The sequence below is a fragment of the Geothrix terrae genome (genome assembly GCF_022808775.1).
In the GTDB taxonomy this organism is placed as follows: Bacteria; Acidobacteriota; Holophagae; order Holophagales; family Holophagaceae; genus Geothrix; species Geothrix terrae.
Genome location: NZ_JAKZLA010000002.1, coordinates 352,389 through 377,454, shown reverse-complemented (window position 1 = coordinate 377,454; position 25,066 = coordinate 352,389). Strand labels below are relative to the sequence as shown.

The following is a 25,066-nucleotide window of genomic DNA, read 5'->3' as shown; positions in this document are numbered from 1 at the left end:
GTCAGCTCTTCCCGAAGAGGCCACCGAAGAGGCTCTTCTTGGGAGCGATCTCGGGGATGGACGAGGCGTCGAAGCTGGGGGCGCCCTCGCGCTCGCGGCGCAGGCGGTCGAAGACCAGGCGGAGGCCCGGCACCTTGTGGGCCTCCAGCCAGTTCTCGCTGTGCTGGCGGGCCACCAGGTGATGCTCCAGCACGCGTCCTTCTTCGATCCAGGCGGTCAGCTGGGCCATGGTGAGGCCCGGATAAATCTCCTCCCCGATCTTCAGCCGCAGGCGCTCGGCACCGGCCTCCTCAGCCGCCGGCGCGGCGGGGGCGGGCGGCTCCGGCAGGGGGACCGCCAGGTCCGAAGGTCGCAGGGCCTCGGTGGGGGGCTCGGTGCGGGCCTCGGCGGGGGGCTCGGGTTTCGCCGCGGCCAGGGCGGTCCGGAGATCCTCCTGGGACAGGCGCAGGGTGGTGGTGGAGGTGGCCTGGAGCACGTCGGAGAGGCTGCCCGCGGAGGTGGGTTCGTCCCCATCCGGATGGGAAGGCGCCACGGGTGCCGCGGTCTTGCCCAGTGTGGCCTCCAGGGCCGAGAGGGTGGCCTCCATGTCCATGGCGCCGGGTTCCTTCGGCGCCTTGGAGGCCGTGGGGAGATCCGGCATGCCGGCGAACAGCTTGCTGATGGCGTCCTTGGCGGAGCTGTAGGTTCCCGTGAGGGTGTCCTCCCCGACTTCCGGCACCTGGACGGCGGCTGGAGCTGGGGCGGGCGCGGAAGGCGCGTCGGGAACCGCCAGGGCCGCGGCGGGAGCAGGTTCGGTGGAAAGGCCCGAGAGCGTCTTCTCCAGGATGTCCTCGTCGGTGCTTTCCAGGTCCCCCAGCGTCAGGGAGGACGCAATGACGGGAGCCGGCTCCAGGGCGGCGGCCACGTCGGCGAGGTCGAAGGAGGCGGTGGCCGCCGGCGACTCGGCCGGCGGGGGCGGAGCCAGGTCCGGCACCGCGAGGCCCAGGGGGAACACCTCGCCGCAGCTGAAGCAGCGGGCCCGGCGGTAGGCCGGCCTCAACCGCTCGGGACGCAGGCGGTATCGGGTGGAGCAGCTGGGGCAATGGATCGCTTCGGCCACCTGGAACTCCTCGAGTTTCGAGCAGGATAGCACTGCGGCGGAAGGCGGCCAAACCGCGAAGGGCCGGCCCCCGGGTATCCTCATCGGGCGGAGGTCCGGTGCGGGGCGTGTTCATCACCATTGAAGGGGTGGAGGGTTCAGGGAAATCCACCCAGCTGCTGAGGCTCTCCGAGCGGCTGCGGCACCTTGGCCTCCCCCTGGTGGTGTCCAAGGAACCGGGTGGCACGGCCCTGGGGCGGGAGCTGCGGCGCCTGCTGCTGGAGCGCCACGCCAGCGGCGAGGCCTGGTGCGCGGACGCCGAGCTGCTGCTCTTCTACGCGGACCGGGCCCAGCACCTGGAGGCCGTGGTCCGGCCGGCCCTGGCCGAGGGCAAGGTGGTGCTGGTGGACCGCTTCGAGGACTCCAGCCGGGCCTACCAGGGCGCCAGCGGCGTGTCCGAGGCCAACCTGGACCGCCTCAGCGAGGTGGTGCTGCGGGGGCTGCGGCCGAACCTCACGGTGTTGCTGGACATGGATCCCGAGGTGTCTCTCCAGCGTGTGGAGGTACGCAACCTGTCCCTGGGTTCCGAGTTCGCGGAAACCCGCTTCGACGAAGCGGCCCTGGAATTCCACCGCAAGGTGCGGAACCGCTTCCTGGTCATCGCGCAGACCCACCCCACCCGCGTGGCGGTGGTGCCCGCGCGGGATCCCGTGGACCAGGTGGAGGCCGCCATCTGGGCCCGGGTGGCGCCGCTCCTGCGCAGCGCCGGGTTCAAGGTCGACTGAGGAACCGCATGTTCGCTCCCGAGATCGTCGGCCACCACGCCATCCGCCAGCGCCTGCTGGATCGCCTCCGGGCCGGGCGGATCCGGGGCTCGCTCCTCTTCACGGGGCCGGAAGGCATCGGCAAGCGCCGCGTGGCCCTGGAGCTGGCCCGCCGCGAGATCTGCCTCCGCCGCAACGCCTGCGGGCAGTGCGAGGGCTGCCGCATGGTGATGGGCGAGGACCTGCCCTTCGAGCTTCCGAACCTCCTGCGCATTTCGCCCGAAGGCAAGGCGGGCGTCATCCGCATCGACCAGATCCGCGAGGGCCTCGATTCGAACAACCAGCCGCGCTTCAGCCGGGGCGTCATCGAGTGGGCCTCCCTGGCACCGCCCGTGGGCTGCCACCGCTGGATCGTGGTGGAGGAAGCCCACCGCCTCCACGAAAACAGCGCCAACCTCCTGCTGAAGACCCTCGAGGAACCCCCCGCGGACACCCACTTCATCCTGGTGACCCACCGCCCCGAGGCCCTGCTCCAGACCATCCGCAGCCGCTGCGAACGCATCCCCTTCGCGCCCCTCGGGCCCGAGGAAGCCTGGGCCGTGGCCCTCCAGCAGGGATGGATCGAGGCGGACCGGCCCCGCTGGACGGCCCTGGGAGAGGGTGGGCTGCGCTTCCTCGATGAGGCCGCCTTCCGCCGGGCCGAGGCCCAGGTGGAAGCCTGGCTGGCCCTCCTCGGGGGGCAGCCCTTCAGCGAGGTCGGCGGGGCGCTCCTGCCCGACAGGGAGTCCACCCTGGCCCAGGGCGAGCAGCTGCGCCAGCCCCTGGAGCTGCTCCTGCGCCTGCTGGCGGACCTGGCGCGGATCCGCGCCGGCCAGCCTCCAGCGCTGGAACCCTGGCGCGAAGCCCTGGAGCCCCTGGCCGCCCGGGACCGGGACCTGGGACCGCCCCAGCAGGCGGTCCTGGAAGGGCTCCGGCACCTGCCGCGCAACCTCAGCCCCGAGCCCCTGTTGCGGGAGGTGGGGCTGGCGCTCCAGGGGGCGTGATCCCCGTCACCGCCGGTGCCGATAGACTGGATTCAGGAGCCACGACTCCTGAACTGGAGCCAGCCATGTCCGAACCCCTCTACGGCCACGACCTGCTGTCCCTGCTGGTGGAGCGGGGCGGGAGCTGCCGCCTGGAAGATCTGCGGGCCGCCTCCGTCGCCGCCCACGGGACCTCCGCGGTCTACTGCAACTGCCATGGCGATCAGTTCGACTTCGATGGCGTCATCTCCTTCCTGGGCAGCAAGGGCAAGGTGCAGGTGGCGGACGGCATGGTGACCCTGGGCATGGCCCCGGCCTGCCAGCACTGAAGGTGACGGGGAAGGATGCCGCTAGGATCTCTGCAGGACGTCCTCCCAGCGGATTCCATGGAACCTTCCCGACCCACCTCTGCCCAGATCTTCGCGCCCAAGCGCTTCCTGCTCCTGCTGGGGGCGGGCGTCCTGATTCTCAACCTCTTCGTCATCCTCATGGCCTGGCTCTCTCTCCACAAGGGCCTGAGGAGCCACCGGGACCAGGCTGCGGCCACGGCCCAGAACCTGGCCCGGGTGCTGGACGACTCCGTGGGAGGGACCTTCGGCAAGGCCGACCTCGCCCTGCGGGCGGTGCAGGACGAGGCCGAGCGCGCGCTCGCGGATCCCGCCCGGGCCGGCGCGGCCCTGGATGCCTTCATCGGCCGCCAGCAGGCGCGGGTGCCGGAGGTGAAGGCCCTGCGGGTGACCAATGCCCGGGGCGTGGTCGTGCGCGGCCTCGGCGCCGGGATGGCCACCCCCGTCGACCTGTCGGACCGGGCCCACTTCCTCCGCCTCAGGGATGATCCCCACGCTGGGTTGGTGATCTCCAAGCCCCTGGTGGGGCGGCTCACGGGCACCTGGGTGATCGTCCTGGCGCGGCGCATCGAGCGCCCGGACCACAGCTTCGCCGGCATGGCCCACGCCGTCATCGAGCTGGACCAGTTCAACCGCGCCTTCTCGGCCCTGGATGTGGGGCAGCGCGGCTCCGTGGCCCTCCGGGACCTGGATCTGGAGCTGATCGCCCGCCACCCGGAGCCCGTCAGCGCCGGCACCGCCATCGGCCAGAGGATCGTCTCTCCGGAGTTCGAGGCCTTCGCGCGATCCGGCCGGGGCGCTGGCACCTACCGAGCCCTCACACCCTTCGATCGCGTCCGGCGCACCTTCGCCATCCGCCGGGTCGAGGGGCAGCCCTTCTACGTGGTGGTGGGTCTGGCCGATCAGGATGTCCTGGCGGAGTGGCGGCAGGACCTGGCCCAGGAGGTCCTGGAGGTGGCCCTCTTCACCTGCCTGACCCTGGCGGCCTCCTGGCTGCTGCATCGGGTTTGGGTCCGCCAGCAGGCCGCCCATGCGCGCCTGGAGGCCCTCCTCGCCGAAGTGAAAACCCTGGGTGGCATGCTCCCCATCTGCAGCCACTGCAAGAAGATCCGGGATGACAAGGGCTACTGGAACCAGCTCGAGGCCTACCTGAACGAGCACACCGACGCCGAGTTCACCCATGGCATCTGTCCCGACTGCGCGAAGGAGGTCTTCCCGCCGAGGGCCGGAAAGCTACCCCCGGCCTAGGGTCTGTTTTCAAAGTGGGGCGCCGCCACGCCCCACTTTGAAAACAGGCCCTAACCCTTCCCTGCGCGGATGCCGGAGAATGGGGCAGGGGAGTCCGGCATGAAACTGCTGCGCATCAACCACCTGGGCATCGCGACGCCGGGCCTGGACGAGGCCATGGACCGCATGGCGCGGCTCTTCGACATGGCTCCCGACCACACGGAGGCGGTGCCCGAGCAGAAAGTGACGACGGCCTTCTTCCCCGTGGGAGAGAGCACCCTGGAGTTCCTGGAGAGCACCGATCCCGAGGGCCCCGTCGGGAAGTTCCTAGCCAAGCGCGGCCCCGGCATCCACCACGTCTGCTTCGAGGTGGATGACATCGACGCCGCGGTGGCCCAGCTCCTGGCCAAGGGCATCCGCATGATCGACCAGGCCCCGAGAAACGGAGCCCACGGCTGCCGCGTGGCCTTCATCCACCCCGCGGAGACCGGCGGCGTGCTGATGGAGCTGAGCCAGGGGCGCTGAGGCGCCCACAGAGCCGGGCGCTGAGAGGCCCTCAGGACCGGGCGCTGGCCAGGCGGGCGAGCAGGTCGCGCTGGGCCGGGCCCTGGGCGATCTTCCGGTAGGCCTCGACCATGTCCTCCGTGACGAGTTCGAGCATGACGCGGTTCTCCACCCAGAACTCATAGAGCTCGAAGAGCCGGACCTGCGGATTGGGCCCGCGCCAGAAGTGCCGCGTCCGCCAGCCCTCGCGGGTGCCGATCCGCTCGATGTCCACCCGTCCGGCCTTGACCGAGATCAGAGCATGGAAGGCGACGGCGGCGGGTGCGTCACGCAGCGCGACGGCGCCCATGCTCTCGTCCTCGCCGGGCACCAGGGTGGTCCGCTCGGGGTAGACCTCGACCCCGGTGCCGTGGGCGTCTTCCGCGTACGCGACCCAGGCGCCGGGGATGGGGCCGACGAAGGGGCCCGCGTAGCCGCCCAGCAGCTCCGCGAGCACCTTCGCCACGTGTTCAGGGTCGCGGGCGGGGATCGAGATGTGATGGATCATTCCTGGCTCCATTGGTCAGTTGACCTGACTAGATATGGTCAGCTAACCTGACTTCATGTCAAGGCCCAGATCCTCCACCCGCCGTGCGGACCCACCTGAGCGCCCGCTTCTCGGGGCGCTGCTCCGGCTGGCCAACCAGATCATGGGCCAGGAACTGGTCCGATGGCTGGCCGCCTCAGGGCACGCGGACATCCAGCCCGCCCACTGTGCCGCCATCCAGGCACTGTGGACCCGGCCTGGAGGGGCCCGCCTGACGGAGCTGGCCCAGGCGGCGCGCGTCACGAAGCAGTCGATGGGAGCCCTCGTCGACCACCTGTGCCGAGTCGGCTACGCCGAGCGCGTGGAGGATCCCGACGACCGCCGAGCCTCCCGCGTGCGCCTCACGGCGCGGGGGCGCGCCTTCACGAAGGAGGTCCGGGCCTTCGTCCGCGGCGTCGAGGCCGACTGGGGCCGGCGGGTGGGCGCCGGTCGCATCCGGGACCTGCAGGAGATACTGGCGGCGATTGTCCTCGAGCCCGCGGAGACGCCCTAGGGTCGGTTTTCAAAGTGGATGCGAGCCGCGACGCCGTCCAGCCGCGCGCATGGCAAGGCGGGGGCCGAAGGGCGATGCGGGACATCGTTCGAGGCCCTCAACGCAGCCAGGGGTGCGGCTGGGCGGCGCCCCCCTCTCCCTATCGCAGGCCCCGCCTGGGGCCTGCTCCTGCCCGGCCTTCCGCCGGGCAGAGGGCGGAACCGGCAAGGGGCGGCGTCGGCGCGATGCTGCGTCAAGCACCTCGTCGGTAGTGCCGCTATCGCCTTCGTCGCTTTCCTTGCATCACTTGGGCGGCGGCCCTTGCGCGGCCACACCCCACTTTGAAAACCGACCCTAGCCCACCACGCCCAGGTACCCCAGCCACAGTGCCCGCCCGAAGAACACGACGATGGGAGTGGCCAGGGCGAGGAAGCAGCCGAAGGGGAGCATGGTCTGGCCGCCGGAGCGGCGGGTGAGCATGAGGGGCAGGCCCACGGCGGCGCCCAGACCCGCGCCCAGGAAGAGGATCCCCAGCATGGGGCCCCAACCCCAGAAGGCGCCCAGCCAGGCCAGCATCTTGAAGTCGCCCATGCCCAGGCCATCGGTCTTGCGGATCCCCTTGTAGATCTGGTTCAGCAGGGCCGGGGCGCCGTAGCCGATGGCCAGGCCCAGGAGGCTGGCCTGCCAGGTGACGGCGGGCTCGAAGCCGCGGTAGGCCGGGCCGGGCTGGAGGCCGTTGTGGAAGGCCAGGGCCTGGATGAGCGTGTCGCCGCGGCCCCAGGCCTTCAGGAGCGCCTCCGGCCAGGCCACCTGCGGCAGGGCGAAGAGCACGCCCAGGGCCATGAGGGGGAACTGCAGGACGTCCGGCAGGATCATCTCCGTGAGGTCCGTGAAGAACAGCACCAGCAGCGCATAGGCGCAGATCACCGCCTTGAACCAGATGAGCGCCCCGAAGGGGAAGAGCCAGTGGGCCCCGCCCAGGATCAGGCCCCCCAGCAGTTCCACCAGCGGGTAGCGGACGGGGATGCGCCAGCCGCAGGCCGCGCACTTCCCCCGGAGCCACAGCCAGCCGAAGAGGGGCACGTTGTGCCATGGCTTGATCTTCGCCTTGCAAGAGGGGCAGTGGCTGGCTTTCGTCACCACGTTGCGGTCCTCGGGGGCCTCCTGGGGCAGCCGGTGGATCAGCACGTTGCAGAAGGAGCCGATCATCAGGCCGAAGGGGGCCAGGAAGAGGCTGAGGATCCAGGGCGGCAGGTCCAGGAAGGGCATGCATCCACGATAACGGGGACTTATCCGCCGTTCGCGGCAGAATGGAAGGGAACGCCCCAGGAGTTCCCGTGCCCCGCCTGCTGCCCTGCCTCTTCCTCGCCGCCACCCTGTCCGCCCAGGCGCCCGTCCCGGTGCCCCCGACTCATCAGGCGCCCGTCCCGGCGCCCCCGGCCCAGACCCCCGCACCCGCCCCGGTGGCCACGCCCGTGCCGGTGGCGAAGCCCCGCGTGCAGCTCATGACCAGCTACGGTCCCATCGTGGTGGAGCTGGAGCCCGGGCTGGCGCCGAAGACCGTGGAGAACTTCCTCCAGTACGTGAAGGAGGGGTTCTACAAGGGCACCATCTTCCACCGCGTCATCGAGGGCTTCATGATCCAGGGCGGCGGCATGCTGGAGAGCATGGACGAGAAGCCCACCCGTCCGGCCATCCTCAACGAGGCGCCCGAGACCTTCCGGGGCGGCCTGAAGAACACCCGCGGCACCATCGCCATGGCCCGCACCGGATCCCCTCACAGCGCCACGGCCCAGTTCTTCATCAACACGGTGGACAACAAGGCCCTCGACCACCGGGACATGAGCGAGGACGGCTACGGCTACTGCGTCTTCGGCCGGGTGGTGTCGGGCATGGACGTGGTGGACAAGATCGAGAAGGTGCGTACGGAATGGCGCAAGGGCCAGAGCGGCGTGCCCCAGTACGCGGTGCGCATCAAGGACGCCATCCTCCTGCCGCCCCAGTAGGCGCCGGTGGGAAGGCCCTTCGTCCGCCCGCTGCTGGTCTGGATCTTCGGCGCCATGATGCTGGCGCTGGCCGTCTGCCTCTGCTTCCTCCTGGCGCCCTTCCTCGGCGGCCCGCGCGCCTTCTGGATCGTGGCCCCGTGGTACATCCGCGGGACCGCGGAGGCCTTCGGCATCCGGCGCGAGCTGGAGGGCTGGGAGGCCCTGCCGGAGGATCTCCGCACGGGCCGACGGCCCGCCGTCTTCATCGGGAACCACACCTCCCTCTTCGATCCGCCCCTGATGATCTCCACGCTGCCCTGCCGCCCCGTCTTCGTGGCCAAGCGGGAGCTGGCGGGGATCCCCTTCCTGGGCTGGGTGATCTGGCTGGCGGACTTCATCTTCATCGACCGCCGCGACCGCGCCGCCGCCATGGCGAGCCTGGCCGAGGCCGCGGCCCGCATCGGCGCGGGCCAGGCCATCGTGGCCTTCCCCGAGGGCACCCGCAGCCGCGACGGGAATCTCCTGCCCTTCAAGAAGGGCGCCTTCGCCCTGGCCTTCGAGGCCGGCGTGCCCGTGGTGCCCTTCGCCATCCACGGCGGCCCCGAGATCCTGCCCAAGGGCGCCTGGCGCGTGAAGAGCGGCTCCTACCGCATCACCGTGGGTCAGCCCCTAGAATCCAGCGCCTACACGGATTCCGACGCCCTGCGCGGGGCCGCGGAAGCAGCGGTGCGAGGGCTTCTGGGGGCGACGGGAAGCCTCTAACGGCAGGAGCGCAGGTTCAGTTCACGATCTTGATGCGCGGAGCCGGCCCCCGGGGGCGCTGCCGGTCCTTGGGGATGAAGAGGGCGCCGAGGATGGAGGCCACGACGCTGGTCACCAGGGCGCCGAAGAAGCCGGCCCAGAAGCCGCTGACGGTGAACTGGAGGCCCAGCCGCACGGACAGCGTGCCCGCCAGCCAGAACACCAGGCCGTTGATGACCAGGCTGAAGCAGCCGAGGGAGCAGGCCATGGGCACGAAGGCGATGACCTTCAGGAGGCTGCCCACGGTGGCATTCAGGGCGGCCAGGATGACGGCCACGATGAGCAGATCCAGGAAAGACCCATGGCCCAGGCCGGGCACGAAGGCGCTGGCCACCAGCAGGCCGATGGCGGAGAAGAGGAAACGCAGGACCGTCGTCATCCGAGAACCTCATCGTTCATCAGGGCATCCCGTCCTTTTCGTTGGCCTGGGTGATGACGCTGCCGGCGGGCACGCTGCGGGTGAGCCACACGTTTCCGCCGATGGCAGAGCCCCGGCCGATGGTGATGCGGCCCAGCACCGTGGCGTTGGAGTAGACGATGACGTCATCCTCCACCACGGGGTGGCGGGGGATGCCCTTCACGGGGTGCCCTTCGGCGTCCAGGGGGAAGCTCTTCGCGCCCAGAGTCACGCCCTGGTAGAGGCGCACGTTGCGGCCGATGACGCAGGTCTCGCCGATGACGACGCCCGTGCCGTGGTCGATGAAGAACCGCTCGCCGATCTGCGCGCCGGGGTGGATGTCGATGCCGGTGAGGCTGTGGGCGTGCTCGGTGATCATGCGGGGCAGCAGGGGCACTCCCAGCTTGAGCAGCTCGTGGGCCAGGCGCTGATTGGTGATGGCCAGCAGGCCCGGGTAGCTGAAGAGCACCTCGTCGGGGCTGGTGGCGGCGGGGTCGCCCTCGAAGCCCGCCTGGATGTCCGTGGCCAGGAGGCGCCGCACCTCGGGCAGCCGGGCCAGGAAGGCCCGGGCCAGGCCCAGGGCCCGCTCATCGCAGTCGCCGCAGGCGGGGTCCGAGGCCATCAGCCCGCGCTGGATCTGGTCCGCCAGGCCGTGGAGCACCCGGTCCATGCGGGCGCCCAGGTGGTAGCGCAGGGTCTCCGCGTTCAGCTCGGAGGCGCCGAAGTAGCCGGGGAAGAGCAGGGCCCGCATCTCCTCCACCAGCGCGGCCAGCGCGGTGCGGGAGGGGAACTCGCGACAACCCAGGGGCATCTCCGTGAGGGTGGAGGAAGCCTCCGCCAGGGCCTCGACCACCGCATGGAGGTCGGGCCGGTTCTCCGGGTGTCGCGTGCCGGGCATGGGTTCTCCAGGATCCGTCCGGACCGGGAAGGTCCGGTAGGATAAGGATGCCATGCGCCTAGTCACGCACGTAGTGGCAGGTGTAGCCGCCCGGGTGCTTGACCAGGTAGTCCTGGTGGTATTCCTCGGCCTTCCACCAGGGGCCGGCCGGCGTGATCTCGGTGACGATGGGGCGCTTCCACTTGCCGCTGGCGCCCACCTCGGCCTTCACCCGCTCGGCGGTCTGCCGCTGGGCCTCGCTGTGATAGAAGATCGCGCTGCGGTACGAGGAGCCCACATCGTTGCCCTGGCGATTGAGCGTGGTGGGGTCGTGCATGCGGAAGAAGAAGCGCAGCAGGGCCTCGAAGCTGGTCTTCGTGGGGTCGAAGCGGATCTGCACCGCCTCGGCGTGGCCCTCGTGGTGCTCGTAGGTGGCGTGGGGAACGTTTCCGCCGGTGTAGCCCACCTCGATGGCGATGACGCCGGGCTGCTTCCGCAGCAGATCCTCCATGCCCCAGAAGCAACCCCCGGCCAGGGTGGCGATCTCCTCCGCCGGCTTCGGGGCCGGCGCGGCCTTGGGCGCGGTGCGGCCGAACAGGGGGAGGAAGCGGCCCAGGTCCTCCTTCTCCAGGTCGTCCACAGGCACGAAGCGCAGGGAGGCGGAGTTGATGCAGTAGCGCAGGCCGCCCTGGTCGCGGGGGCCGTCATCGAAGACATGGCCCAGGTGGGAGTCGGCGCCCTTGGACCGCACCTCCGTGCGGATCATGCCGTGGGAGGTGTCGCGGTTCTCCACCACCTCATCCGCGGCCAGGGGTTTCGTGAAGCTGGGCCAGCCGCACTCCGAGTCGAACTTGTCCTTGGAGGAGAAGAGCGGCTTGCCGCTCACCACGTCCACGTAGATCCCCTCCCGGTGGTCGTTCCAGAAGGCGTTCTGGAAGGGCGGCTCCGTGCCGGCCTCCTGGGTGACGTGGTACTGCATGGGCGTGAGCTTCTTCTTGAGCACGTCCTGGCTGGGTTTCTCGGGTGCGTTCACCTTCACCTCATGATCGGTCGCGGCCGGGGCATGGGCATCGCCGGGGCGGGGAAGGGCCAGGGCCGCGCCTGCCGCCAGCACCGCCGTCGCGGCCAGGGCCAGCCAAGTCTTTCCACTCCACATGGACAGCTCCTCCGGATGCAGGGTTGGATGCCGGTGGAGGCCCGGGCGTTCCTCCCGGGAGGGGCGTAGGGGACAATGGGGCCGGAGGCGCCCATGCGGTTCATCTTCGAACAGGTCAAGGTGGGCGGGGACCGCAACTTCGGCTACCTGCTGGGGGACCGGGAGGCCGGGGAGGGCATCCTGGTGGATCCGTCCTACGACCCTGGCGCCCTGGTGGCCCGGGCGAAGGCCCAGGGGCTGCGGATCACGGCCATCCTCAACACCCACGGCCACGCCGACCACAGCAACGGCAACGGCGGTGCCCAGGCCCTCACCGGCGCCCCTGTCCTGGGCGGACCCGGCCATCCCGGCCCCCTGGACCGCGTGCTGAAGGACGGCGAGCGCGTCCCCTTCGGCGCCTGGCGGCTGGGCGTGTGGCATGTGCCCGGCCACTGCCCGGATCACCTGGCCTTCCTGACGGAGGGCCTGCCCGGGGACCTGGCCGCGGGCCTCACGGGGGACCTCCTCTTCGTGGGCAAGGTCGGCGGCACGCCGAACGACCGGGACGCCCGCACCGAGTGGGACAGCCTCCAGCGCCTGCTGCGGGAGTGGCCCGCCCACACGACCCTCTGGCCCGGCCACGACTACGGCGCCCGCCCCAGCTCCACCCTGGCCTGGGAGCTCGAGGCCAACCCCTTCCTCCGCTGCCCGGATGTGGCGGCCTTCATCCGCCTCAAGGGCGAGTGGCCCGTCTTCAAGGCGAAGCACGGGCTGCGCTAAGCGGCCAAGTCAGGGGCCGGGCTGGCCAGGACAGGCGCGGCTAGGCGGCGTGTCGCCGTTCCACCGCCAGGCGAATGGCCAGTCCGGTGAGGACGAACCCCATGAAGTAGCGCTGCGCCGCCAGCCAGAGCGGGTTGCGGCCGAACCAGGCCGCCATCCGGGCGGCGGAGAGGGCGATGGCGAGGTTGACCGAGAAGCTGACGGCGATCTGCGTCAGACCCAGGGTGATGCTCTGCGTGAAGATGGAGCCATGCGCCGCGGAGACGAACTGGGGGAACACCGAGAGGTAGAACATGGCGATCTTGGGGTTCAGCAGGTTCGTGAGGAATCCCATGGCGAACAGCCGGGAGGGTGGATCCGCCGGCAGGGATCTCGCCTCGAAGGGGGAGCGGGCTCCGGGCCGGACCGCCTGCCAGGCCAGCCACAGGAGGTAGGCCGCGCCGGCCCACTTGAGGACCTCGTAGGCCAGGGGGACGGCCAGGAAGAGCGTCGTCAGCCCCACGGCGGCGGAGAACATGTGGACCAGGAAGCCCGCGATGACGCCGAGGAGGGAGATGACCCCCGCCTTGCGGCCCTGGCAGATCGAGCGCGAGATCAGGTAGATCATGTTGGGCCCGGGGCTGAGCACCATGAGCAGCGCGGCACCGGCGAACAGGACGAGCTCTTTGGGAGGGATCAATCGACGCTCCTGGAGGATGGGACGGATAGAACCAGGTATTGATTGTATATACAGACGAATGTCTGGCCAGGAATGGGATCGAGGATGATGTACTGGAGGGATCGGCGATGGAAGCTGCACGAGCCCCCCACCCGCGCCACCGCACGCTTCCTCAAAGGAGCGACCCTGTGAACCCGTTCGACCCGCCCACCGAGGCCCAGACCGCCGTGGTCGATGCCGCCATCACCAGCCGCCGCTCCATGCGCGCCTTCCTGCCCACGCCCGTGCCCCGGGCCGTGGTGGAGGACATCCTGCGCGTGGCGTCCCGGGCCCCGTCCGGCACCAACATCCAGCCCTGGCAGGTGCACGTGCTGACGGGCGCCGCCAAGGCCCGCCTCTGCGACCGCATCCTTGCCATCTATGACGACCCTGACGAGCTGGCCCGGCACGAACGGGAGTACGAGTACTACCCCAAGGCGTGGGTCTCTCCCTACCTCGACCGCCGTCGCAAGGTGGGGTGGGACCTCTACGGCCTCCTGGGCATCGAGAAGACCGACAAGGCCCGGATGCACGCGCAGCATGGCCGCAACTTCCGCTTCTTCGACGCGCCGGTGGGCCTGATCTTCAGCATCGACCGGATCATGCAAGTGGGCAGCTGGCTGGACTACGGCATGTTCCTGGAGGCCATCATGGTGGCGGCCCGGGCCCGGGGCCTGCACACCTGCCCTCAGGCCGCCTTCACCCAGTTCCACCGCGCCATCGCCGAGGAGCTGGCCTTCCGGCCCGACCAGATGCTGGTCTGCGGCATGGCGCTCGGCTTCGCCGATCCGGCAGCCGTGGAGAACAGTCTGGAGACCGAGCGCGCCCCCGTCGCCGAATTCGCGCGATTCGTTGAAGACTAGGGTCTGTTTTCAAAGTGGGAGCCACATAGCGATACACACGGGTAGTGTTGAGTCGCGTCCCTCAAGGCAGACCGTCAAACAATCAATTTGGCATGCAGGTGCGCATGCTCTGTTGAAATTAATGTATGATGTCCATCATGCGAATCAAATCCGCCCGTCCAAGCGCCAAGCCAGGCGCCAAGCGCGCCACCCAGAGCCGCAAGGAAGTGACGCACGACCGCATCGTCGAGGTGGCCGCACGCGCGATCCGACGCAGCGGTTATGCCGGCACCGGGGTAGCGGATATCATGAAGGAAGCCGGGCTCACGCATGGCGGCTTCTACGCGCATTTCGCCTCGCGCGAAACGCTGCTGGCCGAAGCGGCCGACCGCGCTGGTTCTGAGGCAGTCAACTGGTCGGCCAACATCGCCGCCGCTGCTGCGCCGGGGCAGTCCCTACAGGCGCTGATGCGCGCCTATTTGTCACAGCAGCACCTGGAAGGTGTTGAGAATGGCTGCCCCGTGGCTGCCCTTGGCTCCGAGATGCACCGCCAGGCGCCTGAGGTGCGGCAGGCGGCCACGCGTCATATCAAGGAGATGATCGATGTGGTGGCCCGCCAGCTGCCCGACTGGGGAACGCCCGGCGCGCACGAGCAGGCCATGTTCATGGTCAGTTCGTTGGTCGGCACGATGGTGGTGGCGCGCGCCGTCGATGACCCCAGGCTGTCCAAGGCGTTGCGCGAAGCGGCGCTCAAGCATTTTTCAGAGGTCGGTAAATAAAGACCCGCCAAGCAGTTCGTGGTTTGGATTTATTTTGATTGAAAATATGACGATCATCATATTTAATGTCCATGAGGAGGGCCCCCATGAACAGCAAGATCGCGATCGTGACCGGAGCGTCATCGGGTATCGGCGAAGCCACCGCTGAGCAGCTCGCCAGGGTGGGTTACAAGGTGTACGGGACCAGCCGCCGCGGCGCGCAAGGGCAAAGCGGCAAGCGCACATTTGAGATGCTGGCGCTGGATGTGACCAGCGACGAATCTGTGGCGGCCGCTGTCAACGAAGTGCTGCGGCTTGAAGGGCGTATCGATCTGTTGGTCAACAACGCCGGGTTTGGCGTCGCGCCCGCCGCGGCCGAGGAGAGCTCGATCCGGCAGGCGCAAGCGATCTTCGATACCAACTTCTTCGGTACCGTCCGAATGATCCGCGCCGTCGTGCCGCACATGCGAAAGCGGGGGAGCGGACGCATCATCAACATCAGCTCGGTATTGGGTTTTGTGCCGATGCCGTACATGGCCCTGTATTCGGCCACCAAGCATGCACTGGAGGGTTATTCAGAATCACTGGACCAAGAGCTGCGTACCCAGGGCATTCGTGTGTCGCTGGTCGAACCGGCCTACATCAAGTCACCGTTCGACGCCAACCAGATGCAGCCCGATGAGGCGCTCGACGAGTACCGCGACCTGCGCGCAGGACTGGATCGGCGCGTGAAGGAAGCACTGGAAAGTGCGGATGGCCCGGGCGTGGTGGCCGAAACAGTGGTGCGGGTGGCGCTGGCGGCGACGCCGAAGGTGCGCTACACCTCCGGAGCGTTGGCCGGCCGGTTGCGCTTCTTGCGTCGATTCGCGCCCGCCGCGCTGGTCGAAGCTGGTGTCCGCAAGGACTTGAGACTTGATTCCCAGCCAGCTGTGCGCAGCCGCGCCACGGCCTCGGCGCGGTGATGTCCGAGAACAGGAGCCATACATGAAGGCATTCTTCATCAACCGTTACGGCAAATCTGACGTGCTCAGGTTGGGCGAGCTGCCCGAGCCGACGCTACGCGACGATGATGTCCTCGTGCAGATTCATGCTGCGGGCGTCAATCCAGTGGACAATAAAATCCGGGCTGGCGAATTCAAGCTGCTGTTGCCATACAAAATGCCGCTGATCCTGGGCACGGATCTGGCCGGCGTGGTGGTGCGTGTCGGCCCACGTGTGCGCCGCTTCAAGGCAGGCGATGAGGTCTACGCGCGGCCAGACGACGATCGTATCGGCGCCTTTGCCGAATTCATCGCGATCAAAGAAGATTCGCTGGCCCTCAAGCCGGCCAACCTGTCGATGGAGGAGGCCGCGTCCATCCCGTTGGTGACACTGACCGCATGGCAAACGCTGGTGGAAAAAGGCGGGCTGAAGAAGGGCCAGAAGGTGTTGATCCACGCTGGTTCGGGCGGCGTCGGCACGATCGCGATTCAGTTGGCCAAGTATTTCGGCGCCACGGTCGCCACCACCGCCAGCGAGGCCAATGCCGACATGCTGAAGGACCTGGGCGCCGACATCGTCATCGATTACAAGAAGGACGATTTCTCGACCAAGCTGAAAGGCTACGACCTGGTGCTTGACACGCAGGGCGGGGACACGCTGAAAAGATCGCTGAGCGTGCTCAAGCCAGGCGGAAAGCTGATTGGCATCGCCGGTCCGCCGGACCCCGATTTCGCCAAGCTGCGTGGCATGAACGGCTTTCTCAGCCTGGTGATGCGGCTGCTCAGTTACGGCATCCGGAAAGCGGCCAGGCGCAGCGGCGCCAGCTACTCCTTCCACTTTATGACTGCCAGCGGCCAACAACTGGGCGAGATCACCCGATTGATCGAAGCCGGTCACATCCGGCCGGTGATCGACCGGGTCTTCCCGTTCGAGGAAACCAGACAAGCGCTGGGTTATGTCGAAACCGGGCGCGCGAAAGGGAAGGTCGTGGTCAAAGTGCACTAGCCGGCCGGGCCTTCATCCCCCACCCACCAGGGGGAAGAGGGCCAGGGTGTCGCGCTCGTTCAGGGAGTGGTCCAGGGTGGCGTGATGGCCGTTCACCATGACGATGCCCATCTCGCCCAGCCGGAAGCCGAGCCCGAGGATGACGTCGCGACAGGCCACGCCGGGCGGAAACTGGTGGTCCGCCTCCTTGAACCGGCCGGTTCGAAAGTGGGCGAAGAGCTTGATGGTGACCGTGATCGGTGCCATCTCAGAAATCCCAGAAGGCGTCGATTTCCTCGTTCGTGAAGTCCCACACGGCCTGGTGGGGCGTGATGGGGTCCGAGTGGAAGAACTCCGGCAGGCGGTCGTCGGCGCTGGTCAGGCCGGCCGCCAGGTTGAAGGCGCGCTCGAGCTTCAGGACCGACTTGCCGAGGCCCGTCACGTCGTCCCCGGTGAGGTTGGCGCCGAAGCGGGCATTGATCATGCCGATCAGCGCCGGCAGGCACTCGGGGATGTCCAGGGCCGGGAAGGCGATGAAGATGCACATGCCCGTGGAATCGATGGCGGCGGTGGCGATCTGGAGGTTCCGGGAGAGCTCGACCTGGCCCTCCTTCTTCAGCGGATCCACCTGGCCGCCCACGTTGAGGATGTTGGTGGCGATGGTGTAGCCCGCCGTGTGGTCCGCGCCCATGGGGCTGGTGCAATAGGTGATGCCGATGCCCTTGACCGACCGGGGATCGTAGGCCGGGATGGCCTGGTTCTTCACCACGGGCACCCGGGTGACGCCGTAGGTGCGCCCCACGGCGCCCGCGCCGGAGCCGATCACGCGGCCCAGGGCCGTGCCCTTGCCGATCTCCTCGCGCAGGATGCGGACCACTTCCTTCCCGTCGCCCCAGGGCAGGAGGCCCGCCTCCATGGCCACGCCGAAGGCCACGGCGGTCTCGATGGAGTCGAGGCCGAGGTCGTCCATGAGGTTGTCGGCCCGGGCGATGTCGTCCAGTTCAGTGATGAGACAGTTGGCACCCAGGCCCCAGATGGTTTCGTACTCGAAGCCGGAGGTGAGGTACTGGCCCTCCTGGTCGTGGTAGACCTGGGAGCACTGGATGACGCAGCCCGCGTGGCAGCCGTGGCGGGGCTTGCCCCCGCGGGCCACGATGGTGTCGTGCATGGTCTCGCCGCAGATCTGCTCGTGCCCGTCGAACTGGCCGTGGGTGAAGTTCCGGGTGGGCAGGCCGCCCGCCTCATGGAGGATGTTGACCAGGACGTTGGTGCCGTAGGTGGGGAGCCCCTGGCCGCTCACGGGATGGTCCATCAGGGCCTTCGTGAAGATTCGGGAGGCGGCCTTGAATCCTTCGGGATCCGCGAGCTGGATGCCGGGGGTGCCTTCGTCGTCGATGGCGATGAACTTGATCCGCTTGGACCCCATGACGGCGCCGAGGCCGCCGCGGCCATGGCTGCGGATCTTGCCCGAGGGATCCTTCACGGAGATGTTGGCAGCTGTGAGCCGCATCTCGCCCGCGGGGCCGATGGCGATCACGCCGGTCTTCTTGCCGAGGAGGGACTGGAGGGCCTCGATGACGGCGAAGTTCCCCAGGCCCAGGAGCCCGCGCTCCTCTTCGATGGTGACGCCGTCCTTGCCGACCTTGAGGGCGTACCAGCCCTCGCCCTGGGGCATGCCCTCGACGATCAGGGCCTTGATGCCGAGGCGGGCGAACATCTGAGCCGCCGTGCCGCCGACGTTGCTCTCCTTGATGCCCCCCGTCAGCGGGCTCTTGGCGCCAGCGGAGAGGCGGCCAGAGTTGGAGGCCGCCGTGCCCGACAGCAGCCCGGGGGCGAACACCAGCTTGTTGTTGGGCCCGAGGGCGTGGCAGGCGGGCGGAACCTCCTTCGCCACGATGGTCGACGTGAGGGCCCGACCGCCCAGGCCGGCCCACTCGGCGGGAGTCTCCTCGACCTTGGTGGTCAGATCGGTCATGTTCACGCGCAGGATCTTGTCCATGATGGATGCTCCTCGAGGGTTCGGGTCGGTCTCTGGCCAAGGCAGGAGGTGTGCCGGGAACCGGACCAGGGGGAGCCATTCCTGACCCAATCATCCACGAAGCCCCGCCGCCCTGGGCGACGGCAGGAAAAAAGACCGAGCTGGATCCGTGGGGGTTGCCGCCAGCTCTCGCGTTGAAATGTTACTTATTGATCATTTATGTATCGAATCGCTACCATGATGGAACAGATTGGCACGGCCTGGAGCGAGACCGTGCTCCGGAGGAACCATGGCGCAGAAGGAGGGGCAGACCACGGAGCGCTGGGCGGTCTGGAACCGCTTCATCCGGGAGGGGATCCTCGAGCCCGGAACCCTGGGGCCCGAACTGGAAGCTTCCTGGCGCCGCTGCAAGGCCGCGGGCGTGGATCCGCTGGCCGGGCGCTCCACGATGGTGCTGGGGTCCGCCGAGTTTGCGGCGCTGGCCGAGCGGAAGCAGGACCTGATCCGGGTCGCCAAGCCCTTCATGGAGAACCTGTACAGCCTGGTGGCCGGGTCCAGCTTCGTGGTGCTGCTCTTCGACGAGCAGGGCTACCTCCTGGAGGCAGTGGGAAACCCGGACCGCATCCTGGCCTCCCAGGACCTGAACCTGAACAAGGGCGCGCTCTGGGCCGAAGCCGAGGTGGGCACCAACGGGGCCGGCACGCCGCTGGTGCTGGGCCGTCCCTTCCAGGTCTCGGGCGCCGAGCACTATTGCCAGAAGCACCACCGGTGGACCTGCTCCGGGGCCCCCATCTTCGATCCCCGGGGGAAGACCATCGGCCTGCTGGACATGACCGGGCCCGTGGACGAGACGCACATCCACACGCTCGGGTTGGTGATGGCCGCGGTGGAGGCCATCCAGCACGAGCTGGAGGTGGGCCAGAAGAACCGGGAGCTGAGGCTGCTCAACAATCGGCTCTCCAGCATCATCCTCACGGTCACCGACGGGGTGCTGGTGCTGGACGTCGATGGCGTCCTCGATCAGATCAACCCCGTGGCGGAGCGGCTGCTGGGCGTCTCCAACCAGCAAGCCGCCGGCAAGCGCATCACGGATCTGGTGCGGGACCTGGGGCCCATCCGCGAGCTGCTGGCGTGGGGCCGGGAGTTCCTGGACCGGGAGCTGGAGCTGACCTCCGGCCGGGGCGCCCTCCAGTGCATCGCCAGCGGCAAGCCCATCCTGGATGAAAGCGGCGTGATCAAGGGGGCCGTGCTGTTCGTGAACCCCATCAACAAGATCAAGGGGCTCATCAACCGCTTCAGCGGGGCCCAGGCCACCTTCCGCTTCGAGGACATCCTGGGGCAGGGGGAGGCCCTGCAGCGGGCCGTCCAGCTGGGCCAGCTGGCCGCGGCCAACGAGAGCAACGTGCTGCTGACCGGCGAGAGCGGGACCGGCAAGGAGATGTTCGCCCACGCCATCCACAACCAGTCGGACCGCCGGAAGGGGCCCTTCGTGGCCATCAACTGCGGGGCCATCCCCCGGGAGCTCATCGCCAGTGAGCTGTTCGGCTACCAGGACGGGGCCTTCACGGGAGCCGCCCGGGGCGGACGTCCGGGGAAGTTCGAGCTGGCCAGCGGGGGCACCCTCTTCCTGGACGAGATCGGCGACATGCCGCTGGAACAGCAGATCGCGCTGCTCCGGGTGCTCCAGGACAAGACCATCACCCGCCTCGGCGGGGACCGGCCCTTCGTGGTGGATGTGCGGATCATCTGCGCCACCCACAAGGACCTCCGGGAGGAGATCCGCAAGGGGACCTTCCGCCAGGACCTCTACTACCGGCTCAACGTCTCCATGATCAAGCTGCCGCCCCTGCGGGAGCATCCCGAGGACATCCCGGAGCTGCTGGAGGCCTTCCTTCACAAGTTCGCCGCCCGCAAGGGGGTCGCGAACCTCCGCATCGATCCCAGGGTGAGCGGCGCCCTCCAGGGCTATGCCTGGCCCGGCAACATCCGGGAATTCCAGAACGTGGTGGAACGCATGGTCCACGCGGTCCGGGGCTCGGCGCTCCTCCCGGAGGACATCCCCGACGAGATCCTTCGCCCTCCGGAACCCGCGGTTCCCGTCGTGGCCCCCGCGGCTTCGGGCCCGATCCGCGCCACGGGCTCCGCCAGCCTCCGGGAGCAGCTGCTGGAGGAGGAGCGGGAGCAGATCCAGGCCTGCCTGCGGACCTGGAAGGGGAACATGACGAAGGCCGCCCAGGAACTGGGGATGGCGAGGAACACCCTCTACCGGAAGGTGCAGAGGCTGGGCATCTGAGTTTCGATCGAGCCCAGGTCGGAAGGTTCGGGATGGTCCAAAGAATGCGGGAAGGCGTGTGGCGGCTGGAGCGTGCGTGGAGATGGGGGCCTGGAGGCTGGGGTCAGACACCGGCGGGGTGGCACTGGCCTACCTGGCGGGAACGGCTGCGGCGCTCTGGCTGCTGAGCCGGGCCAAGCGGTCCTTCTGGCTCTTCTCCTGCTGGTGCTGCCTGGGACCTTCTGCCACGAGCTGTGCCACTGGCTCGCGGGCCACCTGCTCAACGGCCGCCCCCTCCGCTTCACGGTGGTTCCGCGGCGCGAGGGCCGCGGCTGGGTGCTGGGGGCCGTCGCCCTCTCGAACCTGCGCTGGTACAACGCCTTCTTCATCGGCCTCGCGCCGTTGGTCCTGCTGCCCGCGGCCTGTGGCCTGTTCCTGTGGCGCATCAACGGCCACCCCGGTTTGGGCTGGTCGGAAGCCGCCGTGGTGTTCCTCCTGGCCAATCTCGTGTTCGGGGCCCTGCCCTCGGGGCAGGACCTTCGCATCGCGGCCCGGTCGCCCATCGGCTGGCTGCTGCTGGCGGGAGCTCTGGCCTGGGGATGGACGAGGATCGTCTCAACGCCCGCCGCCCGGCCGGTTCGGACCCGCCCGACGGCCTGAGACAGTCTCCCGCAGGACGGCCAGGAAGGCCGCCAGCAGCGGCGATGGGTCGCCGGTCCGGTGGGCGGCGGCGATCTCGATGAGCACCTGGGGCGGCGCGAGGGGCACGTAGGCCACACCGCCGTGGGCCAGGCGGCGCACGGTGCCGGGCAGAAGGGACACGCCGAATCCCGCGGCCACGAAGCCCACCACCGTCTGGATCTCCTTGGCCTCCTGGGCGATGCGGGGCGAGAATCCGGCCTTCAGGCAGGCGCCCATCACCAGGTCCAGGATCCCCAGGCCGTGGCTGCGGGGGATCATGATGAAGGGCTCGCGGGCCAAGGCGGAAAGCGGGATACGCCGCCGATCCGCCAGGGGGTGGTCCGCGGGAAGCACGGCCACCAGCGGTTCCCGGAGGACCGTGGTGGTGGTGATGCCGGGTTCGTGGATGGGCGGGCGGAGGAAGCCCACCTGGATCCGCCCCTCGCGCAGTGCCGCCAGCTGCTCGCCGCTGCTCAGCTCGTGCAGCGTGATGGCCACGGCGGGGTGCCGCTCCCGGTAGGCCCGGAGCACCCGGGGCAGCGAGTCCTCGTAAGAGGCAGAGCTCACCAGGCCGATGGCGATCTCGCCCACCTCGCCCCGGGCCGCGCGCTGGACCTGGAGGACGGCCCGGTCCACCTGGACCAGGATCTCCCGGGCCGAGGCCAGGAACTGCCGCCCGGGTTCCGTGAGCTCCACCCGGCGCTGGGTGCGGGCCAGCAGCTGCACGCCGAGCTCCTCCTCCAGGCGGCGGATCTGCTGGCTCAGGGGCGGCTGGGCCATGTGGAGGCGGGCGGCGGCCCGGCTGAAGTGCAGTTCCTCGGCGACGACGGCGAAGTAGCGGAGCAGCCGGAGTTCCATTGATATCTCCTGGATATCAGATAACACTCGAATAGATATTTTTCATTGGATTTCGAGGCTCCGACCATGGAGCCATGCGTGAAGGCGACCTTCCCCGGACCCCTCTTCCCGAACCGGGCCTGCGAGTGGCGGACAGCCGGCGTTCCCTGGCGGTGGCCTTCGCCGGATTCTGCGCCTTCCTGGGACTCTATGCGACCCAGCCCCTCCTGCCGATGCTGGAGCGGCTCTTCCACACCAGCAAGGCGGCCGTGGGCCTGACGCTCACGAGCTCCACGCTGGGCGTGGCGATCGCGGCGCCCTTCGTGGGGTCCGTGGCCGACCGGCTGGGCCGGAAGCGTGTGATCGTCTTCTCCGCCAGCCTGCTGGCGCTGGTGACCCTGCTGAACGCCACGGCGGCCAGCCTCCCGGCCCTGGTCTTCTGGCGCTTCCTGCAGGGGCTCTTCACGCCGGGCGTCTTCGCGGTGACGGTGGCCTACGTGCAGGAGGAGTGGGCCGATGGCGGCGTGGGCCGGGCCATGGCCACCTACGTCACCGGCACGGTCATCGGCGGCTTCACGGGGCGCATGACCACGGGGCTCATCGTGTCCCGCTGGCACTGGACCTGGGCCTTCGTCGCCATCGGCATCCTGGGCGTGATCTCGGCCTTCCTCCTCCAGGCGTGGCTTCCCGCGGAGCGGAGGTTCACGGGCCGGGGCCAGGGCGAATCCCCGTGGGCCGGAGCGCTGGCGCACCTCCGCAATCCCCGCCTCCAGGCGACCTTCGCCGTGGGCTTCGGCGTCCTGTTCTCGCTCATCGCGTGCTTCTCCTACGTGACCTTCCACCTGGCGGGGGCGCCCTTCCACCTGAGCCCCGTGGCCATCGGGCTCCTGTTCGTCACCTACCTTGTCGGCGCGGTGATCACCCCCTCCGCCGGCCGCATCATCGACCACTACGGCCACCGGACGGCCATGGTGCTGGCCATGGGCACGGGCATCGCCGGCATGCTGCTCACCCTGATTCCGAACCTCTGGGCCGTGGTGGCGGGCCTGGCGCTGAGCTGCACGGGCGTGTTCGTGGCCCAGGCGGCCACCACCAGCTACATCGGCGTGGCGGCGCGCCAGGGCAAGGCCCTGGCGGTGGGGATCTACGTCACCTGCTACTACATCGGCGGCTCCTTCGGCGGCGAGCTGCCGGGCTACCTCTGGCGGTTCGGCGGCTGGTCCGCCTGCGTGGCGCTGGTCATCCTCGTCCAGCTCCTGACCATCGCCATCACCCTCGCCGGCTGCACCGACCCCGCGAAGGAGGCTGGTCCGGTCCTGGAGCCCCTGCCCGAGTTCAAGTGAGTCCGGCCGGCGGCACCGTGCCGGCCCAGGCTTCCACGCCCTCGGCCAGGTTCTGGATCCCCGGCCCGAAGCGGGCGGCGCCGAGCCAGTGGAGGCCCGGCGGGAGCCTCTTGAGCACACGCGCCACCCGGGCGCCGTGGCCCGGCTCCAGCAGGGGGAAGGCGCCGGGGCAGGCCTCCTCCCGCACCTGCACCGCCGCGCGCAGCTCCGGCAGCCAGCGGCGCAGCTCGTGGAAGACGCCCGGCCAGGCCGCCAGCGCGGGGTCCACGGGATAGGCGCCGCCCACGTAGGTGCGCAGCTGGAGCAGACCCGGCACGCCCCGGGGATCGTCCGCCGCGAAGGACACGGCCCCCAGCAGGCCTCGGCCTTCCGGTGGATGCACGAGCAGGCCGAGGCCCCGCTCCCAGCCCGGCACCAGGGGATGGCGGCTGTGCCAGACGCGGAGATCCAGGTGGGGGATGGCCGCCAGCTCCTCGGCCGCACCGGGTGCGAACGGCCGCAGGAGCGACGCGGCGGCGGGCGCCGGCAGGGCCAGGACCACCGCTGCGGCCTCCACGCGGAGGCCCTCTCCGTGGACCCCCCACCGGCCGCCGGGCAGGGGCTCCAGGGCCCGCGCGGCCCGGTCCGGGTGCACGCCGCCGATCCGCTCCGCCAGGGTTTGCGCCAAGGTGCCGGTCCCGCCCATGGGTACGCGAGTGTGTTCGAGGCCCGCTCGCAGGCCGCCCAGGAACAGGCCGCCGTGCGCTTCCAGGCGCTTCAGGCGCGGCGCGGCCTCCAGGCCGGTGCGCTCCGGCGGGGCTGCCAGCACACCGGCCACCAGGGCCGGCAGCAGCTCCCGGGCGAAGCCCTCCCCCAGGCGCCGGGCGAAGAACGCGTGGAGGGTTTCCTCAGGCCTGGTTCCCGCCGGGATGAAGGGCTCCGCCAGCACCCGCAGCTTCCCGCCGAGGCTGAGACCCGGCGCGCGCAGCAGCCCCGCCAGCGAGGCCGGCCCGGGATGCCGCCGCCCGGCCTTGCCCAGCCAGCGGGGGCCCTTCGGTTGCGAGGGGCGCAACTCTAGGACCAGGTCGCGCAGCAGGCGGTCCAGGGCGCTGCCCCGGCCCACGAGCAGGCCCTGGGGTCCGCGCTCGAGCCAGCCGGGCTCGCCCGCCGGGCCCGGCCAGGGCAGGGTCTGCGCCCACCCGCCCGGCGCGGCGGAGGCCTCCCAGACCTCGACTTCGCAGCCGCGCTGGTGCAGATGCCACGCCGCCAGCAGGCCGGAGACGCCGCCTCCCAGGACGACGACCCGCGCGCGCTCCCCGTTCCCTTCCACACCGCTCCGATGTCCGCCCCCGCCCCACCGCGGGGAACCGGGCGCCCGGGGTCAGCATACAGCGGGCAGACTCCTTCCCGAGTCAGGCCGAGCGGCGGAGGCTCCGGAAGTCGTGGTTCCGGTACACGGTGAGCACATCCCCCTCGGGCGAGCAGACCACCTGCAAGCCTGCGTAGGACCGGAGGTCGAGGCCCCGCCGCGCCGCCTTCGCCACCTCGCGTTTTCCCAGCGCGTGGATGCGGGCGCCCCGGACCCAGGCCTCCCGTCCGTGGGCCAGCACCGCCTCCACCGCCGCCGGGGGAATGCGCCGGCCGTCCATCTGGAGCCGGGCGTGGTGCGTGAGGGGGAGTGCGTCGGGCCGGGCCATGGGATCACCTCCTGGTCCCAGGATCGATCCATGGATTGGACA

28 protein-coding genes are annotated in these 25,066 nt (G+C 69.6%); 16 read left to right on the top strand and 12 right to left on the bottom strand.

Annotated elements, in window-relative coordinates:
- Position 1: 1 nt before the first annotated feature.
- Positions 2-1,099 carry a zinc-ribbon domain-containing protein gene (locus tag MLE42_RS04775; protein ID WP_243286738.1) on the bottom strand — a complete coding sequence of 366 codons (1,098 nt, stop codon included), beginning with the start codon at positions 1,097-1,099 and terminating at the stop codon, positions 2-4.
- A gap of 98 nt (positions 1,100-1,197) precedes the next feature.
- On the opposite strand from MLE42_RS04775, the gene tmk reads away from it, so the two are divergent.
- The 5 genes from tmk to mce all read left to right on the top strand — a co-directional run bounded on the left by tmk (position 1,198) and on the right by mce (position 4,963).
- Positions 1,198-1,863 (top strand): dTMP kinase, encoded by a 666-nt coding sequence (gene tmk / locus MLE42_RS04770; protein ID WP_243286737.1) that lies wholly within the window; start codon positions 1,198-1,200, stop codon positions 1,861-1,863.
- Between the two features lie 8 nt (positions 1,864-1,871).
- The gene (locus MLE42_RS04765) at positions 1,872-2,885 is read left to right on the top strand and encodes a hypothetical protein (RefSeq protein ID WP_243286736.1); all 1,014 of its coding nucleotides are present in this window, start codon (positions 1,872-1,874) and stop codon (positions 2,883-2,885) included.
- A gap of 65 nt (positions 2,886-2,950) precedes the next feature.
- Positions 2,951-3,193 carry a DUF2492 family protein gene (locus MLE42_RS04760; RefSeq protein ID WP_243286735.1) on the top strand — a complete coding sequence of 81 codons (243 nt, stop codon included), beginning with the start codon at positions 2,951-2,953 and terminating at the stop codon, positions 3,191-3,193.
- A 57-nt stretch (positions 3,194-3,250) separates the two neighbouring features.
- The gene (locus MLE42_RS04755) at positions 3,251-4,459 is read left to right on the top strand and encodes a PDC sensor domain-containing protein (protein WP_243286734.1); all 1,209 of its coding nucleotides are present in this window, start codon (positions 3,251-3,253) and stop codon (positions 4,457-4,459) included.
- A 99-nt stretch (positions 4,460-4,558) separates the two neighbouring features.
- Positions 4,559-4,963: a methylmalonyl-CoA epimerase gene (gene mce, locus MLE42_RS04750; protein ID WP_243286733.1), complete on the top strand. Its 405-nt coding sequence runs from the start codon at positions 4,559-4,561 to the stop codon at positions 4,961-4,963.
- A 31-nt stretch (positions 4,964-4,994) separates the two neighbouring features.
- On the opposite strand, the gene MLE42_RS04745 is transcribed toward mce, so the two are convergent.
- The gene (locus MLE42_RS04745; RefSeq protein WP_243286732.1) at positions 4,995-5,489 is read right to left on the bottom strand and encodes a hypothetical protein; all 495 of its coding nucleotides are present in this window, start codon (positions 5,487-5,489) and stop codon (positions 4,995-4,997) included.
- A 55-nt stretch (positions 5,490-5,544) separates the two neighbouring features.
- Here MLE42_RS04745 and MLE42_RS04740 point away from each other — a divergent pair, with 55 nt between their 5' ends.
- Entirely contained in the window at positions 5,545-6,021 is a 477-nt protein-coding gene (locus tag MLE42_RS04740; RefSeq protein WP_243286731.1) for a MarR family winged helix-turn-helix transcriptional regulator, read from the top strand.
- 333 nt (positions 6,022-6,354) lie between these two features.
- Here MLE42_RS04740 and MLE42_RS04735 read toward each other — a convergent pair whose 3' ends face one another.
- On the bottom strand, positions 6,355-7,269 hold the full coding sequence (locus tag MLE42_RS04735; protein ID WP_243286730.1) for a prepilin peptidase: 915 nt from the start codon (positions 7,267-7,269) through the stop codon (positions 6,355-6,357).
- Positions 7,270-7,505: 236 nt separating this feature from the next.
- Between MLE42_RS04735 and MLE42_RS04730 the strand changes: the two genes are divergently transcribed.
- Together MLE42_RS04730 and MLE42_RS04725 are read left to right on the top strand one after the other, a co-directional pair.
- Positions 7,506-8,006 (top strand): peptidylprolyl isomerase, encoded by a 501-nt coding sequence (locus MLE42_RS04730; RefSeq protein WP_243286957.1) that lies wholly within the window; start codon positions 7,506-7,508, stop codon positions 8,004-8,006.
- 6 nt (positions 8,007-8,012) lie between these two features.
- Complete coding sequence (locus MLE42_RS04725; RefSeq protein WP_243286729.1) at positions 8,013-8,747, top strand: lysophospholipid acyltransferase family protein; 735 nt, start codon at positions 8,013-8,015, stop codon at positions 8,745-8,747.
- Positions 8,748-8,763: 16 nt separating this feature from the next.
- Here MLE42_RS04725 and MLE42_RS04720 read toward each other — a convergent pair whose 3' ends face one another.
- From MLE42_RS04720 to MLE42_RS04710, 3 genes are read right to left on the bottom strand one after another with little or no spacing between them, the layout of a single operon-like run.
- Positions 8,764-9,165, bottom strand: coding sequence for a phage holin family protein (locus MLE42_RS04720; RefSeq protein WP_243286728.1), 402 nt, complete (start codon positions 9,163-9,165; stop codon positions 8,764-8,766).
- A 19-nt stretch (positions 9,166-9,184) separates the two neighbouring features.
- On the bottom strand, positions 9,185-10,081 hold the full coding sequence (locus tag MLE42_RS04715) for a serine O-acetyltransferase (protein ID WP_243286727.1): 897 nt from the start codon (positions 10,079-10,081) through the stop codon (positions 9,185-9,187).
- A 58-nt stretch (positions 10,082-10,139) separates the two neighbouring features.
- On the bottom strand, positions 10,140-11,216 hold the full coding sequence (locus tag MLE42_RS04710) for a bifunctional methionine sulfoxide reductase B/A protein (protein ID WP_243286726.1): 1,077 nt from the start codon (positions 11,214-11,216) through the stop codon (positions 10,140-10,142).
- Positions 11,217-11,309: 93 nt separating this feature from the next.
- On the opposite strand from MLE42_RS04710, the gene MLE42_RS04705 reads away from it, so the two are divergent.
- Positions 11,310-11,975: a hydroxyacylglutathione hydrolase family protein gene (locus MLE42_RS04705; RefSeq protein WP_243286725.1), complete on the top strand. Its 666-nt coding sequence runs from the start codon at positions 11,310-11,312 to the stop codon at positions 11,973-11,975.
- Between the two features lie 40 nt (positions 11,976-12,015).
- Here the strand turns inward: MLE42_RS04705 and MLE42_RS04700 are convergent, their stop codons facing one another.
- A complete protein-coding gene (locus tag MLE42_RS04700) occupies positions 12,016-12,654 on the bottom strand; it encodes a LysE family translocator (protein ID WP_243286724.1) in 639 nt (212 codons plus the stop codon).
- 167 nt (positions 12,655-12,821) lie between these two features.
- Here MLE42_RS04700 and MLE42_RS04695 point away from each other — a divergent pair, with 167 nt between their 5' ends.
- From MLE42_RS04695 to MLE42_RS04680, 4 genes are all read left to right on the top strand, one after another.
- Entirely contained in the window at positions 12,822-13,535 is a 714-nt protein-coding gene (locus MLE42_RS04695; protein ID WP_243286723.1) for a nitroreductase, read from the top strand.
- Between the two features lie 125 nt (positions 13,536-13,660).
- Positions 13,661-14,293 carry a TetR/AcrR family transcriptional regulator gene (locus MLE42_RS04690; RefSeq protein ID WP_420843069.1) on the top strand — a complete coding sequence of 211 codons (633 nt, stop codon included), beginning with the start codon at positions 13,661-13,663 and terminating at the stop codon, positions 14,291-14,293.
- Between the two features lie 86 nt (positions 14,294-14,379).
- On the top strand, positions 14,380-15,234 hold the full coding sequence (locus MLE42_RS04685) for an oxidoreductase (RefSeq protein WP_243286721.1): 855 nt from the start codon (positions 14,380-14,382) through the stop codon (positions 15,232-15,234).
- A gap of 22 nt (positions 15,235-15,256) precedes the next feature.
- Positions 15,257-16,258 carry an NADP-dependent oxidoreductase gene (locus tag MLE42_RS04680; protein ID WP_243286720.1) on the top strand — a complete coding sequence of 334 codons (1,002 nt, stop codon included), beginning with the start codon at positions 15,257-15,259 and terminating at the stop codon, positions 16,256-16,258.
- A 12-nt stretch (positions 16,259-16,270) separates the two neighbouring features.
- On the opposite strand, the gene MLE42_RS04675 is transcribed toward MLE42_RS04680, so the two are convergent.
- A complete protein-coding gene (locus MLE42_RS04675; protein WP_243286719.1) occupies positions 16,271-16,504 on the bottom strand; it encodes a MoaD/ThiS family protein in 234 nt (77 codons plus the stop codon).
- 1 nt (position 16,505) lies between these two features.
- Entirely contained in the window at positions 16,506-18,236 is a 1,731-nt protein-coding gene (locus MLE42_RS04670; protein ID WP_243286718.1) for an aldehyde ferredoxin oxidoreductase family protein, read from the bottom strand.
- Positions 18,237-18,504: 268 nt separating this feature from the next.
- On the opposite strand from MLE42_RS04670, the gene MLE42_RS04665 reads away from it, so the two are divergent.
- Both MLE42_RS04665 and MLE42_RS04660 read left to right on the top strand, forming a co-directional pair.
- Positions 18,505-20,508: a sigma-54-dependent Fis family transcriptional regulator gene (locus tag MLE42_RS04665; RefSeq protein ID WP_243286717.1), complete on the top strand. Its 2,004-nt coding sequence runs from the start codon at positions 18,505-18,507 to the stop codon at positions 20,506-20,508.
- A 204-nt stretch (positions 20,509-20,712) separates the two neighbouring features.
- Positions 20,713-21,147 carry a hypothetical protein gene (locus MLE42_RS04660; RefSeq protein WP_243286716.1) on the top strand — a complete coding sequence of 145 codons (435 nt, stop codon included), beginning with the start codon at positions 20,713-20,715 and terminating at the stop codon, positions 21,145-21,147.
- Here the strand turns inward: MLE42_RS04660 and MLE42_RS04655 are convergent.
- On the bottom strand, positions 21,103-22,026 hold the full coding sequence (locus MLE42_RS04655) for a LysR family transcriptional regulator (RefSeq protein ID WP_243286715.1): 924 nt from the start codon (positions 22,024-22,026) through the stop codon (positions 21,103-21,105). The genes MLE42_RS04660 and MLE42_RS04655 overlap by 45 nt on opposite strands.
- A 74-nt stretch (positions 22,027-22,100) precedes the next feature.
- Here MLE42_RS04655 and MLE42_RS04650 point away from each other — a divergent pair, with 74 nt between their 5' ends.
- Positions 22,101-23,348 carry an MFS transporter gene (locus MLE42_RS04650; RefSeq protein ID WP_243286714.1) on the top strand — a complete coding sequence of 416 codons (1,248 nt, stop codon included), beginning with the start codon at positions 22,101-22,103 and terminating at the stop codon, positions 23,346-23,348.
- Here the strand turns inward: MLE42_RS04650 and MLE42_RS04645 are convergent.
- The gene (locus MLE42_RS04645) at positions 23,341-24,657 is read right to left on the bottom strand and encodes a protoporphyrinogen/coproporphyrinogen oxidase (RefSeq protein ID WP_243286713.1); all 1,317 of its coding nucleotides are present in this window, start codon (positions 24,655-24,657) and stop codon (positions 23,341-23,343) included. The two genes, MLE42_RS04650 and MLE42_RS04645, sit on opposite strands and share 8 nt — an antisense overlap.
- Positions 24,658-24,739: 82 nt before the next feature.
- A complete protein-coding gene (locus tag MLE42_RS04640; protein ID WP_243286964.1) occupies positions 24,740-25,024 on the bottom strand; it encodes a hypothetical protein in 285 nt (94 codons plus the stop codon).
- Positions 25,025-25,066 lie beyond the last annotated feature (42 nt).

What these genes read in the sequence shown, in the direction of transcription:
- MLE42_RS04730 (WP_243286957.1), top strand. Translation starts at nt 7,506, where the DNA reads ATGACCAGCTACGGTCCCATCGTGGTGGAGCTGGAGCCCGGGCTGGCG.
- mce (WP_243286733.1), top strand. Translation starts at nt 4,559, where the DNA reads ATGAAACTGCTGCGCATCAACCACCTGGGCATCGCGACGCCGGGCCTG.
- MLE42_RS04755 (WP_243286734.1), top strand. Translation starts at nt 3,251, where the DNA reads ATGGAACCTTCCCGACCCACCTCTGCCCAGATCTTCGCGCCCAAGCGC.
- MLE42_RS04765 (WP_243286736.1), top strand. Translation starts at nt 1,872, where the DNA reads ATGTTCGCTCCCGAGATCGTCGGCCACCACGCCATCCGCCAGCGCCTG.
- MLE42_RS04740 (WP_243286731.1), top strand. Translation starts at nt 5,545, where the DNA reads ATGTCAAGGCCCAGATCCTCCACCCGCCGTGCGGACCCACCTGAGCGC.
- MLE42_RS04650 (WP_243286714.1), top strand. Translation starts at nt 22,101, where the DNA reads ATGCGTGAAGGCGACCTTCCCCGGACCCCTCTTCCCGAACCGGGCCTG.
- MLE42_RS04705 (WP_243286725.1), top strand. Translation starts at nt 11,310, where the DNA reads ATGCGGTTCATCTTCGAACAGGTCAAGGTGGGCGGGGACCGCAACTTC.
- MLE42_RS04670 (WP_243286718.1), bottom strand. Translation starts at nt 18,236, where the DNA reads ATGGACAAGATCCTGCGCGTGAACATGACCGATCTGACCACCAAGGTC.
- MLE42_RS04745 (WP_243286732.1), bottom strand. Translation starts at nt 5,489, where the DNA reads ATGATCCATCACATCTCGATCCCCGCCCGCGACCCTGAACACGTGGCG.
- MLE42_RS04655 (WP_243286715.1), bottom strand. Translation starts at nt 22,026, where the DNA reads ATGGAACTCCGGCTGCTCCGCTACTTCGCCGTCGTCGCCGAGGAACTG.
- MLE42_RS04735 (WP_243286730.1), bottom strand. Translation starts at nt 7,269, where the DNA reads ATGCCCTTCCTGGACCTGCCGCCCTGGATCCTCAGCCTCTTCCTGGCC.
- MLE42_RS04680 (WP_243286720.1), top strand. Translation starts at nt 15,257, where the DNA reads ATGAAGGCATTCTTCATCAACCGTTACGGCAAATCTGACGTGCTCAGG.
- MLE42_RS04685 (WP_243286721.1), top strand. Translation starts at nt 14,380, where the DNA reads ATGAACAGCAAGATCGCGATCGTGACCGGAGCGTCATCGGGTATCGGC.
- MLE42_RS04640 (WP_243286964.1), bottom strand. Translation starts at nt 25,024, where the DNA reads ATGGCCCGGCCCGACGCACTCCCCCTCACGCACCACGCCCGGCTCCAG.
- MLE42_RS04665 (WP_243286717.1), top strand. Translation starts at nt 18,505, where the DNA reads ATGGCGCAGAAGGAGGGGCAGACCACGGAGCGCTGGGCGGTCTGGAAC.
- MLE42_RS04690 (WP_420843069.1), top strand. Translation starts at nt 13,661, where the DNA reads ATGATGTCCATCATGCGAATCAAATCCGCCCGTCCAAGCGCCAAGCCA.
- MLE42_RS04720 (WP_243286728.1), bottom strand. Translation starts at nt 9,165, where the DNA reads ATGACGACGGTCCTGCGTTTCCTCTTCTCCGCCATCGGCCTGCTGGTG.
- MLE42_RS04710 (WP_243286726.1), bottom strand. Translation starts at nt 11,216, where the DNA reads ATGTGGAGTGGAAAGACTTGGCTGGCCCTGGCCGCGACGGCGGTGCTG.
- MLE42_RS04675 (WP_243286719.1), bottom strand. Translation starts at nt 16,504, where the DNA reads ATGGCACCGATCACGGTCACCATCAAGCTCTTCGCCCACTTTCGAACC.
- MLE42_RS04760 (WP_243286735.1), top strand. Translation starts at nt 2,951, where the DNA reads ATGTCCGAACCCCTCTACGGCCACGACCTGCTGTCCCTGCTGGTGGAG.
- MLE42_RS04715 (WP_243286727.1), bottom strand. Translation starts at nt 10,081, where the DNA reads ATGCCCGGCACGCGACACCCGGAGAACCGGCCCGACCTCCATGCGGTG.